Origin of the sequence: Acuticoccus kalidii (assembly GCF_021556395.1) — a bacterium.
In the GTDB taxonomy this organism is placed as follows: Bacteria; Pseudomonadota; Alphaproteobacteria; order Rhizobiales; family Amorphaceae; genus Acuticoccus; species Acuticoccus kalidii.
Map to the genome: position 1 here is coordinate 647,596 of NZ_JAKGCS010000036.1, position 13,317 is coordinate 660,912.

Sequence of the window (13,317 nt, forward strand, 5' to 3'; positions counted from 1 at the left end):
CGGCGTCAGGAATTGCCGCGCTGAGCGCAGCTTGGTTGGCCGTTTAGCATGACGGACCTATCGGGGGAAGTTGCCGCGGTGCCGCCGGCCATCGTTCTCGTCGCCCCGCAGCTCGGCGAGAATATCGGCACGGCCGCGCGCGCGATGGCGAATTTCGGCGTCACCGATCTGCGCCTCGTCGCGCCGCGCGATGGTTGGCCGAACGAGAAGGCGCGGTCGGCCTCGTCCGGCGCGATCCACGTGATCGAGAATGCACGGGTGTTTGGAACGCTCGACGAGGCGATCGCCGATCTATCCTTCGTGATCGCGACGACGCGCCGCCCCCGCGACATGACGAAACGTGTGGAGGGGCCCGCCGAGGGACTCGCCGAGCTCGCCGCGACGGCGCGCACGGGGGCGGGGACGGGCATCCTCTTCGGCCGCGAGCGCTGGGGGCTCGAGAATGACGAGATCGCGCGGGCGAACATCATCGTGTCGTTCCCGGTCGACCCGACCTTCGCCTCGCTGAACATCGCCCAGTCGGTGCTCCTGATGTCCTATGAGTGGCGCCGCGTCGCCCATGCCGCGCCGACGATGCCGGAGCCGAAGAACCCGCCGGCGACACGCGAGGATGTGACGGCGCTGTGGGAGCACCTGAACCGCGTCCTCACCCCGGCCGGTTATTTCCGCCCGCCCGACATGGCCGAGAAGATGGCGCGAAACCTGTTGCTGATCCTGTCGGACGCAGGGTGGGACCGCCAGCAGGTGCGAACCTTGCGCGGTGTTCTGGGGCATTTGGAGAGGCCGCGCGGGGAGGGGGATGATCGGGAAGGGTGATGGTTCGAGGGGCGCCTCGATGTCCGCCTTCACCGTCCATCGAGGTGCCTTTCTGAAGCAGAAACGGCCCGTTCGCGCGTCCGATCAGGGGGCGACCCGGATCGCGAGATCGTTGCCGGCAAGTGCGCGTTCACCGGCAACGCGGCGCTTCGCTTCGGCCACGGGTGCGGCACGAAGCCGCCATTTTGGCTAACGCCTCAGATACTCCGAGCGCGCGGTCCTCACATGGGTGGGGGGCCGATATCCATCTCGTCCCGGATCGTGAATGCGACGAGGTCGACACGGATCGCGCCGTATGTGGTCGGCTGGGATGTGCCGTAATAGGGGAGCATGAGGCACCAGACGAACAAAAGTGCAATCGTGCTCTCGAACGCGTAATAGGCGGGATCCTTCGAGAACTGAATCGGATCTGCGGTTTGGCCAAGTTCGGCGAGCTTTTCTCTCGCGTTCGTGTCGAGGACCGAGTCGAAAAATGTCCGGGGATCCAACTGACGCGTGTCGGCGAAACGCAGCCACTCCATCCTCGCAAAGCCTTCATCACCGCCGCCATTATAGAGGCACCGCAATTCGACGACGCCGACATCCCGCGCGAGTTCGGTGAAAAACTGCAGCAATCGGAGCTGGGCCTCAGTTCTTTCAACGCCGTTGAAGTTCGCCGGGATCAGCGACGGTTTGAGCCTACCAGTTGCCTCGTCGCCAAATGACAATGGCGTGGGGTTGCCGCCGAGTTCGGTTGGTGTCACATATTCCGGATCAGTATAAATTGGTGGCGGGAGTTGTTGAAGGAGCTCAATTAAATTGAACTTCTGGTTTTTTTCGTCCGCTTCCACCATCAATTGCTCTAACGCTTCTTCGCGTTCTTCGTCATTTGTCTCTTCATGAGTATAAGGCAAATTATTCTCCCAATCATCGACAGAAGGCGTGGATGGTTTCGTTTCGGGCTGGGGTCTGTCCATCGAAGCGATCCTGCCCAAAGGAGACAGTTGTGGCCCATCCCTATCAACATGCCGTCCGCTCGAGCCGGCTGTTTGGTGGCGCTCCCGAGGACTACCTCGCGATCCATGCCTGGTTTGATGAAAGCAAAGCGCATTTTGCCGATTTACGCCACCGCGCATTGCGGCATCACAGCGAAGGCATTTTCCTGGTCGAGGCGACGTTCGGCGTCACCGTGACGAACAGCGACGGGAAGGTCGTGCCTGTTCGCACGATCGGGGAGCAGCACGTGCTCGACGATCTTGGATGGATCCCGAGTGTGAAGGACTGGCTCCAGCACATTCAGTTGCAGCCTTGGATGGGCCGAACGCCATTCCGTCCAAGCAGCGAACAGGCTGCGGCCGAAAAGGCTGACGAGGCGCAAAAGCCGGGAGAGGCGAGCCGGACGCAGCCGGCCTAACCGATCCCCCGCATGCCGCGGATCGGAAGCCCCTTGTCCTGGATGCCGACGATACCGTCGAGCACAACGTCGAGGTCTGGGCGGCAGGAGGCGGCGTTCGAGATGCCGAGGACGTGGATCAGCCCGTTGGGGTTCACCACGAAGAGGCCGGGCTCGGCGAAAGGGCGGTCGGTTTCCTCCGTCGACACCGGGTCGGAGACATAGAGCCCCAGCGCGTTCATGTCGGCGAGTGACAAAGAATGGCCGAGGGCGAAGCGCCAGCCGTGCTCGGCGAGATCGGCCGCGGCGCGCTCTTTCGGATCGGCCGACGTCGCGACCACCGCGACACGGCGCTCGGCGAAGGCACCGAGAAGGCCGTCGAGCTTGCGGAGATAGGATTTGCAGCGCGGGCAGTGGCGGCCGCGGTAGACGACCAGCATCGACCAGCCCGGAAAGTCGAGCCCGAAATGGCGAACCGAACCGTCCACCAGCGGAATGCTGATGGACGGTATCGGATTGCCGGGTCGGGCCGGTGTCACGACCAGTGCTCGGCGAGGCGGGTCGAGACGTGCCCGATCCCCTCGAAGGTCGCGACCACGAGGCCCGGCGCCGTGAGGGTCGGCGCCGTGTGCGTGCCGGTCGTGATGATGAGACCGGCCGGCAGCGTGTGCCCGCGCTCGGAGACGAAGCGCGACAGAAACGCGATGACGTTGAGCGGATCGGGGCGACCTTCGGGCGGGAGCGCCTCGACGATCGTTCCGTCACCGAGCTTCGTCGTCACGTTCGCCGCGACCGCCTTGTCGAGAAGGTCGAGCGGCATCAGCTCGCCGACCACGAGGAGGCCGCACGAGTTCATGTCGGCGATGTTGGAGGCGATGCCCGCCGCCTTCTTGTCGACATAGCGCGTGTCGGCGATCTCGATCGCGAGGCGGATGCCCTTGGCGGCCGCACGGACCTCCTCGGCGCTGACCGGCCCCTCGATCGGCTTGGCAAGCTCGATCGCGATCTCGGCCTCCGCCTCGGGCTTGTAGAAGCGCCGGGGCGGGAAGGCGGTGTCGGTGTCGACGATCATGTCCTCGAGGAGAGGGGCGACCGTCGGCGCGTCGATGCCGGCGGCGGCCTGAGCGCCCTTCGTCGTTTGGGCGAGCTTCCAGCCGATGATCTTGCCGCCGATCTCGGCGCGGACCTTGTCTTGCAGGTCGTAGCCTTCGGCGACAGTGGCGGGGCGATGATCGAGCCCGGCGAGGGGCCCCTCACCGCGGAACGCCGCGGCGAGGTTTTTGGCGTCGGACATGGGCGTCAGGGCAGCTGGTAGGCGGTCTTGACGGTCGTGTAGAACTCGGCCGCATAACGACCTTGCTCACGCGGACCATAGGACGAGCCCTTGCGGCCACCGAACGGCACGTGCGGATCGACGCCCGCCGTCGGCAGGTTCACCATCACCATGCCCGCCTCGGCGTTCCGCTTGAAGTCGGACGCGTATTTGAGGCTCGTGGTGCAGATGCCCGACGAAAGGCCGAACGGCGTGTCGTTCGCGACCGCGAGCGCCTCGTCATAGTCCTTCACGCGGATCACCGTCGCGACGGGACCGAAGATCTCCTCGCGGTTGATGCGCATGTCGTTCGTGGTCTCGGTGAAGAGGGCGGGCTGGAGGTAGAAGCCCGGCGTGCCGCGGTTGAGGCGCTCACCGCCCCATGCGAGCTTCGCGTTGTCCTCGTTCCGGCCGATGTCGATATAGTTCATGTCGACGTCGAGCTGCTTCTGGTCGACGACCGGGCCGATATGCGTGCCGTCCTTGCGCGCATCGTCGACGACGAGCGACTTCAGCTTGGCGATCGTGGCGTCGACGAACTTGTCGTGGATGCCGTCCTGGACGATGAGGCGCGAGGACGCCGTGCAGCGCTGGCCGGTGGAGAAGAACGCACCGTTCACCGCGCAATCGACCGCGATGTCGAGATTGGCGTCGTCGAGCACGATGAGGGGGTTCTTGCCGCCCATCTCGAGCTGCACCTTGCGCATGTGCTCGGCGCACTTCATCGCGACGTGCTTGCCGGTGCCGACCGAGCCGGTGAAGGAGACGGCATCGATGTCCTTGGAATCGAGGATCGCCTCGCCGACGATCGAGCCGCGGCCCATGACGAGGTTGAAGACGCCGTCGGGAAGACCGGCGCGCTTCAGAATGTCGGCGATCGCCCAGGCGCAGCCCGGGACGAGGTCGGCCGGCTTCATGACGACGGTGTTGCCGTAGCAGAGCGCCGGCGCGATCTTCCAGGCCGGGATCGCGATCGGGAAGTTCCACGGCGTGATGAGGCCGATGACGCCCATCGGCTCACGGGTGATCTCGATCTCGACGCCCGGACGAATCGAGGGGAGCTTCTCGCCCGCAAGGCGCAGCGCCTCACCGGCGAAGAAGGAGAAGATCTGCGCCGCGCGGCCGGCTTCGCCGACGCCTTCGGCGAGCGTCTTGCCCTCTTCGCGGGCGAGGAGGTCGCCGAGTTCCTTGGAGCGGGCCATGATCTCGTTGGCGGCCGCCTGCAGGATGTTGTGGCGCTGCATCGGGTTGGAGCGCGCCCACGAATACGAGGCGGCCTTGGCTGCGGCGATGGCCTGACGCGTCTGCTCGGCGTCCGCGCGGGCGTAGCGGCCGACAACGTCATCCGTGTTCGACGGATTGATGTTGTCGGAGGCGTCAGGACCGTTCGTCCATTCGCCGCCGATGAGATTCTGGTGAAGGTCCATGGCGTCGTCCTATTCGGCTGAGATCCGGGGTGGGAGGTTGGCGGACACGTCGCGCCCGTCAAGGCTCGGCACCGTCCTCGTCCCGGATCGAGGGGAGGGCGATCGTCCGGCCCAACGCGACACGCCGACCGATCTCCCACTTATTGATTTTGATTCCGCGTAGCCGACGCCGGGGAGAGGCGCAAGGTGCGCGCGCTTTCGTCGCCCGCCACGTGGAAGCGCTGATCGGATCAGCGCGGCGTGATCGTGACCCGCGTCGTCTGACGATAAGGATCGTCAGGCGTATGGATCACGCTCGGAAATGTGGGGTTGTTGACCGCGTCCGGCCAGTCCTGGGCCTCGATGGCGATGCCGGCGAACGTCCCATATCGGGCGCCACCGAGACCGGGGACGGGGACCGGCGGCATGTCGTATCCGTCATAAACCTGGACGCCGGGGCGGTCGGTGGAGAGCGCGAGCGCCATCGTCTCGCCGGTGAGCGTCAGCGCCGGGTCGCCGTGGGTGAGGCAGAAATTGACGTCGATCTCGGCGTCTCCGATCGCGCGCGGGCTGCGGAAATCGAACATCGTCCCGTCGACCGGGGGGACGGCGCCGGTGGGAAGTTTGCCCGCGCCGGTCTCGGTATAGCGGTCGGCGTTCACCACCATGGTGTGTGCGGCGATGGGTCCGCCGAGCGCATAATAAGAGTGCTGGGCGAGCGAGATCGGCGTCGGCCGGTCGGGGACCGCCGTCATGTCGAAGACGAGGGTGTTGCCGGTGAGGCGGAACTCGACCGTGACGTCGACCTTGCCGGGAAAGCCCATGTCCCCGTCGGCGCTCTCGAGGCGCAGGCGCGCGGCGCTCCCGTCGGCCTCGATCTCCCAAAGGCGCCTGCCGAAGCCGCGCTTGCCGCCATGGAGCTGGTTGGCGCCTTCGTTCGGTTCGAGTTGATGGACCTTGCCGTCCAAGGTGAAGCGGGCATCGCGGATGCGGTTCGCGACGCGGCCGGCGATGATGCCGAATGACCGGCTGTGGAGCGGATAAGGCTCGAACGTGTCGAAGCCGAGCGTCACCGTCTGCGGCACGTCGGACCGATCCGGCACGCGCCAGTCGCGCACGACCGCGCCATAGTTCAACACCCGCACCTCGACGCCGGCGCTCGAGGTGAGGCGGGCTTCGTAGACGGGCGCATCCTCGAATGTGCCGAATTGGGTGATCGTCATCTTGCCCTCTTGTGCCGGGTCAGGTGGCGCGGTGCGATGTTGCGAGGAGGCCGGCGGCACCGATCAGCATCCCGCCGGTGAGGCGATTGATGGTGCGCACCCGCGGCGGCGTCATCGTGAAGGCGCGCAGCGTCGCACCCATGAGGGCGTAGCCGCTCGCCATGACGAACTCGATGACGATATAGAGCGCGCCGAGAAGGATGAGTTGCGGCGCGGCGGGTCCGCTCGTGTTGACGAATTGCGGGATGAAGGCGGTGAAGAGCAGCATCGCCTTCGGGTTCGTCATCGCGACGAGGAACTCCTTGCGCGCCAAAGCGAGGCCGCGGGGCGCCTCGCTCGATCCGTCGACCGACAGCGTGGTCGATCGGAATGTCCTGATGCCGAGATATGCGAGATAGGCAACGCCCACCCATTTCACGATGCCGAATGCGATCTCGGAGGCCGTGAGCAGTGCGCCGAGGCCGGCCGCTGCGAGTGTGATGAGGATGGCGAAGGCCACCATCCGCCCGAGGACGCCGACGAGCGTCAAGAGAAAGCCGGCGCGCGCTCCGTTCCCGAGGGACAGGAGATTGTTCGCCCCCGGTCCCGCCGCGACGAGTGCGGCGGCGGGAATGAAGAAAGCGAGAGTCGTCGGGCTCACCGGCATCGTCGCGTCCGGGCGCCGCGTCTCAGCGGATCTGACGCGCCTTCAGCGTGCGGTCGAGATCGCCGCTGAAGCCGTCGGAACAGAAGGTGCCGCCCTGGAAGCGGTCGCCGATGTTGTCGGCCGGGGTTTTCGCCTGGCCGGCCTCCGCGGCGGCGGCATGATCCTCGCCATGATGCTTCGGCTCGTAGCCGAGGGCGAAGGCGGTCGCATTGTCCCACCAGGCGCGCTCATTGTGGGACGCGCCATAGACGATCGCATGGTGGATGTCGGGATGCTCGAGGCCGATCTGGATCATCTGCATCAGATCGTCCGGGTGCATCCAGATCGACAGGCGGCGATGGTCGAGCGGCTCGTAGCCGATATTGCCGATGCGGATCGACATGACGCGCAGGCCATGCTTGTCGGCGTACAGCGAGCCCATGGCTTCGCCGAAGGCTTTGGAGAGGCCATAGATCCCGTCCGGCCGGACCGGCTCGTAGACCCCGATCTTGCGAACGCGCGGATAAAAGCCGACCGCATGGTTCGACGAGGCGAAGATCACCCGCTCGACCCCGGCCTCGCGGCACGCCTCGAAGACGTTCCAGAGCCCTTCGATATTGGGCGCGTGCACCCTTTCCCAGTCCGCTTCGACCGACTGGCCGCCGAGATGGACGAGGCCGTATGCGCCTTCGAGCAGCGCGCCGACGGCAGCGCGATCGGTGAGGTCGGCCTTGACCCAGGTCTCACCCGCGACGAGGTCGCCCGGCGCGTCCGTGATGTCCGACAGGACGACGTCATAGTGCTGGACGAGGAGGGGCCGTAGCATCTTCGCAACGCCGCCTCCGGCGCCGGTCATTACAATTTTACGCTTCGTCATCACTGCCTCTCCCTGTCGGTCGGGTGAGGTAAGACATCGCGAGACACGATGACAATGCCAAATGCAATTCAAGCGCGATAATCGTGCCGAAATGAGAGGCAGGCGCGGACACTGGACGCCAGCGAGAGCGCGGTGTTTGAACGGGAGGGATGGGGGTCACACGCGCGGGACGTTGGCACGCCCTAGGGGAATCGAACCCCTCTTTCCAGAATGAGAATCTGGCGTCCTAACCGATAGACGAAGGGCGCGTTTGAGAGCGCGGACATAAGCGGTTTCGCGGCGCTCGCCAAGAGGGAAAATCGAAAAATATGGGTGCGACCCCATATTCCAGTCGTCACATGGTTAAGCTGCACCAAGTTCTGGGGACCGCAACCGGGGAGACGATCGCCATGATGGCACTCTCACGACGCATGGCCGGCGGCTTCGTGCTCGCCGCGATGTTTTCCACCGCCGCGCTCGCTCACCATGGCTGGGCATGGACGACGGGCGGCAATATCGAGGTGACGGGCGTGATCACCTCCGCTGAGCTTGGCAATCCGCACGGCGTCCTCAAGGTCGATGCGGACGGGGAGACGTGGACGATCGAGGTCGGCCAGCCTTGGCGCAACGCGCGCGCGGGCCTCAAGGACGGGGACTTCGCCGTGGGTGTGGAAATCACCGCGGAGGGAGAACCCTCGGCCAATCCCGACGATCGCCTCCTGAAGGCCGAGCGCATTACCATCGCCGGCACCGTCTACGAGCTATATCCCGGACGGAGCTGACGCCCGTTGGAGGCGCTGCTTGCGTGGATCGAGGCGAGCGCGGTCGGGAGCTGGGCGCGGACGTCCCGCTGGGGCTATGCCGGCGTCAGCGCGGCGCACATTCTGGGGCTCGCCATGCTCGTCGGGGCGATGATCCCGCTCAACCTCGCACGGCTCGGATGGATCGCGCGTGATGTCGGCGGGGCCGGCCGGCTTCTCGTCCCGTTCGCGGGGGCGGGCCTCGCGCTCGCGGTCCTCACCGGTCTCGTCCTCTTCTCGGCGCGGGCGGGGGAATATGCCGGGCTCGGATTCTTTCAGGCCAAGATCGGCCTCATCGTCGCCGGCACGGTCACGGCGCTCGTCCTCCACCGCCATTATGGGCTTTACATGGAGCGCGCGACGCCGGCGCGCCGGGCATTTCACGCGGGTCTGTCGCTCGCCTTGTGGCCCGTCGTCCTTCTCCTCGGCCGCCTTATCGCTTTCGCCGGGTGAGAGGCGTCGGCGCCTCAGCGGGCGGGCGCGGTTTTGGGAAAGACGCTGTCCTTCAGCCGGCCCGCCGTCCCGAGGAGCACGCGCCGCGAGGGGGGATAGAGCGCGGCGAGGATCAGCGCGGTCGCATAGTTCAGTAGCCCCGAGACGAGGACCGTCACGAGGCTCTGATAGCCCGCCACCGTCGGCACCGCGACGGGAAGCAGGGCATAGGCGAGGAGCGCCGCCACCCCGAACAGAGCCACGACCGAAACGAATTCCGTCCCACGCACCGGCCCCACACGGTCGATCACGAGAGCGAGCACCGGCAGACGCAGCAGGAAGGCGCTCGCGCTATAGGCCGCCGCGACGCCCACCGCCCCCCACGGCAGCCCGACCGCGAAGGAGGCCACCGTCACCACCGAGGTGTAGAGGCCGAGATGGAAGAGCGTTCGCGTCTTACCCTGGCAGATGAAGATCCACCCGTTGGTGTTGGTGACGACCTGGGCAAAGCCCGCGACCCCGAGCCAGGCGAAGATCGGCGCGACCCCCAGCCACCGCTCGCCGAAGAGCAGGCGCACGACGTCCTCGGAGGTCATCGTCAGCGCGGCGATCGGCGGCATCATCACGAGGCCGAGCGACCATGCGATGCGCATATAGACGTCGCGAAAGCGGGCTTTGTCCTCCTGGATGCGGCTGAGAAGAGGGATCATCAGCCGGGACAGCGGCTGCGTGACGTTCTGGATCGGGAAGAGGAGGAGCTTATAGGCCCGGTCATAATAGCCGAGCGCGCTCATGCCGGCGAACCGGCCGATCAGGACATTGTCGCCGTTGCGGGCGAAGAAGTTGACGAGATTGAAGCCGGTCAGGTTGACGCCGAAGGAGAGAAGATCGGCGTCGGCCCGCAGCGTCGGCCGTTTGGGCCGCCAGGGTGCGGCGGTCCAGGCCATCGCCGTGCCGCAGACACCGGCCGCCACCGGCGCGATGAGGAGCGACCAGTAACCGAGCCCCGAGAGTGCGGCGATCACCGCCGCGGTGAAGCCGGCGACCGAGAGGACGATCTCGTAAACCGCGAGCGGGCCGTAACGCAGATTGCGGTTGAGAAGCGACAGCGGCACCGAGGCGAGGCTGCCGAGGATCACCGGCAGCGCGGCAAGGATCATCAGCCCGCGGATCCGTTCATCGCCATAGAAGCTGGCGACGAGGGGCGCCGCGGCGACGATGATCACGGCGGCGAGGATGCCGACCAGTGCGCTGATCCAAAAGGTCTGGTTGAGGTGACGGTCCTCGATCTCCGGCCGCTGCACGATCGCCTGTTGAAGGCCGAGATTTTGAAAGAGTCCGACGAACGCGATCACCGGCGCGATCGAAGCGGCGAGACCGAAATCGTCCGGCGCGAGAAGCCGCGCGAGCACCACCACAGAGAGTGTGCTGACGCCCACCTTCACGATCTGCGCGCCGCCGGTGAGAAGGCCGCCTTTGAGCGCGATCCGTCCGATCTGGAGGGGAGGGTCGGCCATGGCGCCTCAGTTCGCGGGGGCGGAGAGGGAGCCGTCGGCCGCGCTCGCGCTGCGGTGCGCCGGTGCGCTCTCGTGATGCGGGCCCCCGGTCGGCGCGCCGAAATTGGCGAGCGACATTTCCCGCACGCGCGGCAGGTTCGCATCGAGCGTCGCCGCGTGGACCTTTGCGTCCGCGAAGCCGGCGCGGATCTTCGCGAGAATGGTCTCGTAGCGCGGGGCGATGTCGGCCGGGTTCTCGAGGAGGGCGTCCACCGGCAGGCCGAGGAGCTGATAAAGCCCCTCGAACTTTCCCTGATAGCCGAAGCTGAAAGCCGGAACGCCCGCCCCCATCCCGAGGATCGCGACATGCATCCGTCCGGTGACGATGAAGTCGGCGAGGCCGAGGACCGCCTTGACGCTGCGCGGATCGTTCGGCTCGCAAAGGCGGATGCGGTCGGCGTCCTCTGCGAGCCCGGCCATGATCTCCTCCGCGATCACGACGTCGGAGCGATCCGAGCGTGTGTCGTGCGGGACGAAGATCAGCGAGGCGCCCTCGGCGAGCAGCGTTCTCGCGATCTCGATGTGCTTTGCGGTATAATCCGGCACCTTCACGTCGTTGTGGCAACTCGCGTTGATCGCGACGATCCGGTCCCCCGCCGCGCGGCGCCGTCCGCACCAGGCCGCGAAATCGCGCGCCTGCTCGCTCGTGGGGTCGGCCTCGGTGAGGAAGGCGACGTCGGCGACGAGCGTGACCGGGCGGCGCAGAAAACGCTCCATCCGTTCTTTGGACACCGGATCGCGGGCGTTGATGACGGCGTTTTTCGGCAGCGCCTTCAGCGTCTCGATGCAGAGCGCGCTCGGGGCCTCGGTGAACGAGGAGCCGAGGATGGTCGCGCGTTTTCCCTGCGCGGCGAACCAGTGGAGGATCTTGAGGCGGCGCGAGATCGAGGGCGGATTATATGTGCCGTCGAGGACGTCGGCACCGACGAAATAGGCTGCGTCGAAATCGCGGATGCGCCAGAGGAGGCGGGCGAGGGCCCGATCGTCGCCGTCATAGAAATAGTCGTCCGCCCAGACGATCCGATCGAACACCCCATAGCGGGCCCATCCTTCGGCGCCGAGAAGCGCGACCGCGTCAAAGCCTTGGCGCTTCAGCGTCTCACAGGCGGCGATCAGCATCGCCGCGTCGCCGAGACTGCCGATATCGGCCGGCGCGATCACCAGCGCGGTCTTCGTCCGGCGACGCCGCAACGGCGCCGCGAGGCCCAGCGCGAGAGCGGACGTGCGGATGAGATCCAACGGAGCCATGCCAATTTCCTCGCTCGGGCGGTTCGTGGCGCGTGGTCGGCCTCCTCGCACGACGACCCGCCATTCGACGGGCCTCGCCGGCGCGCACGACACGTCGCCGGCACGAGGCGACGACAGGGGCGACAAACCACGCATACGCCAGTGCAGCATGTTTTCGCTGCACTGCATTATCATTTGCGGGTCGAGACGAGGAGTCCGAGCTGAACGAACACCACCGGGCGAGGGGCGAGATGTGCGGGGGAAGAGAGGAAAATGCACCGGCCGGGGCGGCGTTTGGCACGCCCTACGGGAGTCGAACCCGTCTTTCCAGATTGAAAATCTGGCGTCCTAACCGATAGACGAAGGGCGCATGAGTGGGGGGATTAAACGGTTTCGATCGGCTCGCCAAGAGGGAAATGGGCCCAACCTTGTCCGAGCCGGTGGAAAATTTTGACGCGGGGGCCAGCGAGCCGAAACGAGCGCCGTCCGCCTCCGCCGGGCATCCGTCTCGAAACGCACGCGGCCATGCGCTATGGGACGAACGGCTTCGCCGGGCCGATGCCCGGCCGGCGCTGCGGAATGGAAAGGATCATCGTGTGAGCGTACGCGTTGCCAATGCACCGCAAGAGCGGCAATCGGCGGAGACGTCCGGGATCGCGCTGACCGGCGTCACCAAGCGGTTCGGCCGCAATGTGGCTGTGGACAACGTCACTCTCGAGATCGCGCCGGGTGATTTCTTCGCCGTCGTCGGCCCGTCGGGATGCGGCAAGAGCACGCTTTTGCGCCTCGTCGCCGGCCTCGAGCCGGTCGATGCGGGAACGATCGCGATCGGCGGGCAATCGGTCGCCGGCCCCGGGCACCATGTCGCACCGGAGCGACGCAGCGTGGCGGTGGTCTTCCAGTCCTATGCGCTGTGGCCGCATATGAGCGTCGCGCAGAATGTCGCCTTTCCGGTCGAATCGTCGGGCCTATCGCGCCAGGACGCGAAGACGGTGGTCTCCGACGCGCTCGAGACCGTGGCGCTGACGCCGTTTTCCGAGCGCAAGCCCGCCGCGCTCTCCGGCGGCCAGCAACAGCGTGTCGCGCTCGCCCGTTGCCTCGCCTCACGCGCCGCAACGGTGCTGATGGACGAGCCGCTCGCCAATCTCGACCCGCATCTGCGCCACACGATGGAGGCCGAGCTGATCCGCGTGCACGCCGCATCGGGCGCCACGACGCTCTACATCACCCACGATCAACGCGAGGCGATGGCGCTCGCGACGCGCATTGCCGTCATGGAGGCGGGGCGCTTCCTCCAGGTCGACACGCCGGAGACCGTCTATGAACGGCCGGTGTCGGAGGCGGTGGCGAACTTCATCGGCCGCAGCACGATCATCGACGCGATCGTCGAGAGCGTCGCCGGCGAGACGGCCCGCGTGCGGGTCGGAGCGGCGGTGTTCGAGGCGGCGGCCGCGCCGGGGACGGTGCCGGGCCCCGTGCGGCTCGTCGTCCGTCCGCATCAGGTGCGATGGACCGAGGACGGACCGTTCGCGGCGCGCGTCGCCAACGAGGTCTATCGCGGCGGCATCTGGGATATCACGCTCGACGTGCCGGGCCTGCCGCCGGTCGCGGCCGAGGCACGGCGGCCGCTACGCGCCCCGACGGCGCATTTCGCGATCGACGGCGGATGGATTTTGCCGAACTGACGCGGCA

At 66.5% G+C, this 13,317-nt stretch carries 14 protein-coding genes and 2 tRNA genes; 5 read left to right on the plus strand and 11 right to left on the minus strand.

Annotation, left to right across the window (positions count from 1 at the left end):
* Nucleotides 1–48: 48 nt before the first annotated feature.
* Nucleotides 49–816, plus strand: a complete 768-nt coding sequence (locus L1787_RS24005) for an RNA methyltransferase (protein ID WP_235711632.1) — start codon at nucleotides 49–51, stop codon at nucleotides 814–816.
* A 221-nt stretch (nucleotides 817–1,037) separates the two neighbouring features.
* On the opposite strand, the gene L1787_RS24010 is transcribed toward L1787_RS24005, so the two are convergent.
* Entirely contained in the window at nucleotides 1,038–1,772 is a 735-nt protein-coding gene (locus tag L1787_RS24010) for a hypothetical protein (protein ID WP_235711633.1), read from the minus strand.
* Nucleotides 1,773–1,801: 29 nt separating this feature from the next.
* Here L1787_RS24010 and L1787_RS24015 point away from each other — a divergent pair, with 29 nt between their 5' ends.
* A complete protein-coding gene (locus L1787_RS24015; RefSeq protein ID WP_235711634.1) occupies nucleotides 1,802–2,209 on the plus strand; it encodes a DUF6915 family protein in 408 nt (135 codons plus the stop codon).
* On the opposite strand, the gene L1787_RS24020 is transcribed toward L1787_RS24015, so the two are convergent.
* The 7 genes from L1787_RS24020 to L1787_RS24050 all read right to left on the minus strand — a co-directional run bounded on the left by L1787_RS24020 (nucleotide 2,206) and on the right by L1787_RS24050 (nucleotide 7,879).
* Entirely contained in the window at nucleotides 2,206–2,727 is a 522-nt protein-coding gene (locus tag L1787_RS24020; RefSeq protein ID WP_235711635.1) for a redoxin domain-containing protein, read from the minus strand. The genes L1787_RS24015 and L1787_RS24020 overlap by 4 nt on opposite strands.
* Complete coding sequence (locus L1787_RS24025) at nucleotides 2,724–3,482, minus strand: 2-keto-4-pentenoate hydratase (protein ID WP_235711636.1); 759 nt, start codon at nucleotides 3,480–3,482, stop codon at nucleotides 2,724–2,726. Before L1787_RS24025 ends, L1787_RS24020 begins: the two co-directional genes overlap by 4 nt.
* A gap of 5 nt (nucleotides 3,483–3,487) precedes the next feature.
* Nucleotides 3,488–4,927 carry an aldehyde dehydrogenase family protein gene (locus L1787_RS24030; RefSeq protein WP_235711637.1) on the minus strand — a complete coding sequence of 480 codons (1,440 nt, stop codon included), beginning with the start codon at nucleotides 4,925–4,927 and terminating at the stop codon, nucleotides 3,488–3,490.
* Between the two features lie 230 nt (nucleotides 4,928–5,157).
* Entirely contained in the window at nucleotides 5,158–6,129 is a 972-nt protein-coding gene (locus tag L1787_RS24035) for an aldose epimerase family protein (protein WP_235711638.1), read from the minus strand.
* 19 nt (nucleotides 6,130–6,148) lie between these two features.
* Nucleotides 6,149–6,769, minus strand: a complete 621-nt coding sequence (locus tag L1787_RS24040) for a LysE family translocator (protein WP_235711639.1) — start codon at nucleotides 6,767–6,769, stop codon at nucleotides 6,149–6,151.
* 28 nt (nucleotides 6,770–6,797) lie between these two features.
* Nucleotides 6,798–7,631: an NAD-dependent epimerase/dehydratase family protein gene (locus L1787_RS24045; RefSeq protein WP_235711640.1), complete on the minus strand. Its 834-nt coding sequence runs from the start codon at nucleotides 7,629–7,631 to the stop codon at nucleotides 6,798–6,800.
* 173 nt (nucleotides 7,632–7,804) lie between these two features.
* A tRNA-Glu gene (locus tag L1787_RS24050) sits at nucleotides 7,805–7,879 on the minus strand.
* 141 nt (nucleotides 7,880–8,020) lie between these two features.
* Between L1787_RS24050 and L1787_RS24055 the strand changes: the two genes are divergently transcribed.
* On the plus strand, nucleotides 8,021–8,392 hold the full coding sequence (locus L1787_RS24055; protein WP_235711641.1) for a DUF6152 family protein: 372 nt from the start codon (nucleotides 8,021–8,023) through the stop codon (nucleotides 8,390–8,392).
* 6 nt (nucleotides 8,393–8,398) lie between these two features.
* The gene (locus L1787_RS24060) at nucleotides 8,399–8,863 is read left to right on the plus strand and encodes a DUF2214 domain-containing protein (RefSeq protein ID WP_235711642.1); all 465 of its coding nucleotides are present in this window, start codon (nucleotides 8,399–8,401) and stop codon (nucleotides 8,861–8,863) included.
* Between the two features lie 14 nt (nucleotides 8,864–8,877).
* On the opposite strand, the gene L1787_RS24065 is transcribed toward L1787_RS24060, so the two are convergent.
* From L1787_RS24065 to L1787_RS24075, 3 genes are all read right to left on the minus strand, one after another.
* Nucleotides 8,878–10,359, minus strand: a complete 1,482-nt coding sequence (locus L1787_RS24065) for a lipopolysaccharide biosynthesis protein (RefSeq protein ID WP_235711643.1) — start codon at nucleotides 10,357–10,359, stop codon at nucleotides 8,878–8,880.
* 6 nt (nucleotides 10,360–10,365) lie between these two features.
* Complete coding sequence (locus L1787_RS24070) at nucleotides 10,366–11,646, minus strand: polysaccharide pyruvyl transferase family protein (RefSeq protein ID WP_235711644.1); 1,281 nt, start codon at nucleotides 11,644–11,646, stop codon at nucleotides 10,366–10,368.
* Between the two features lie 274 nt (nucleotides 11,647–11,920).
* Nucleotides 11,921–11,995, minus strand: a tRNA-Glu gene (locus L1787_RS24075).
* Between the two features lie 226 nt (nucleotides 11,996–12,221).
* Between L1787_RS24075 and L1787_RS24080 the strand changes: the two genes are divergently transcribed.
* Nucleotides 12,222–13,310, plus strand: a complete 1,089-nt coding sequence (locus L1787_RS24080) for an ABC transporter ATP-binding protein (protein ID WP_235711645.1) — start codon at nucleotides 12,222–12,224, stop codon at nucleotides 13,308–13,310.
* Nucleotides 13,311–13,317 lie beyond the last annotated feature (7 nt).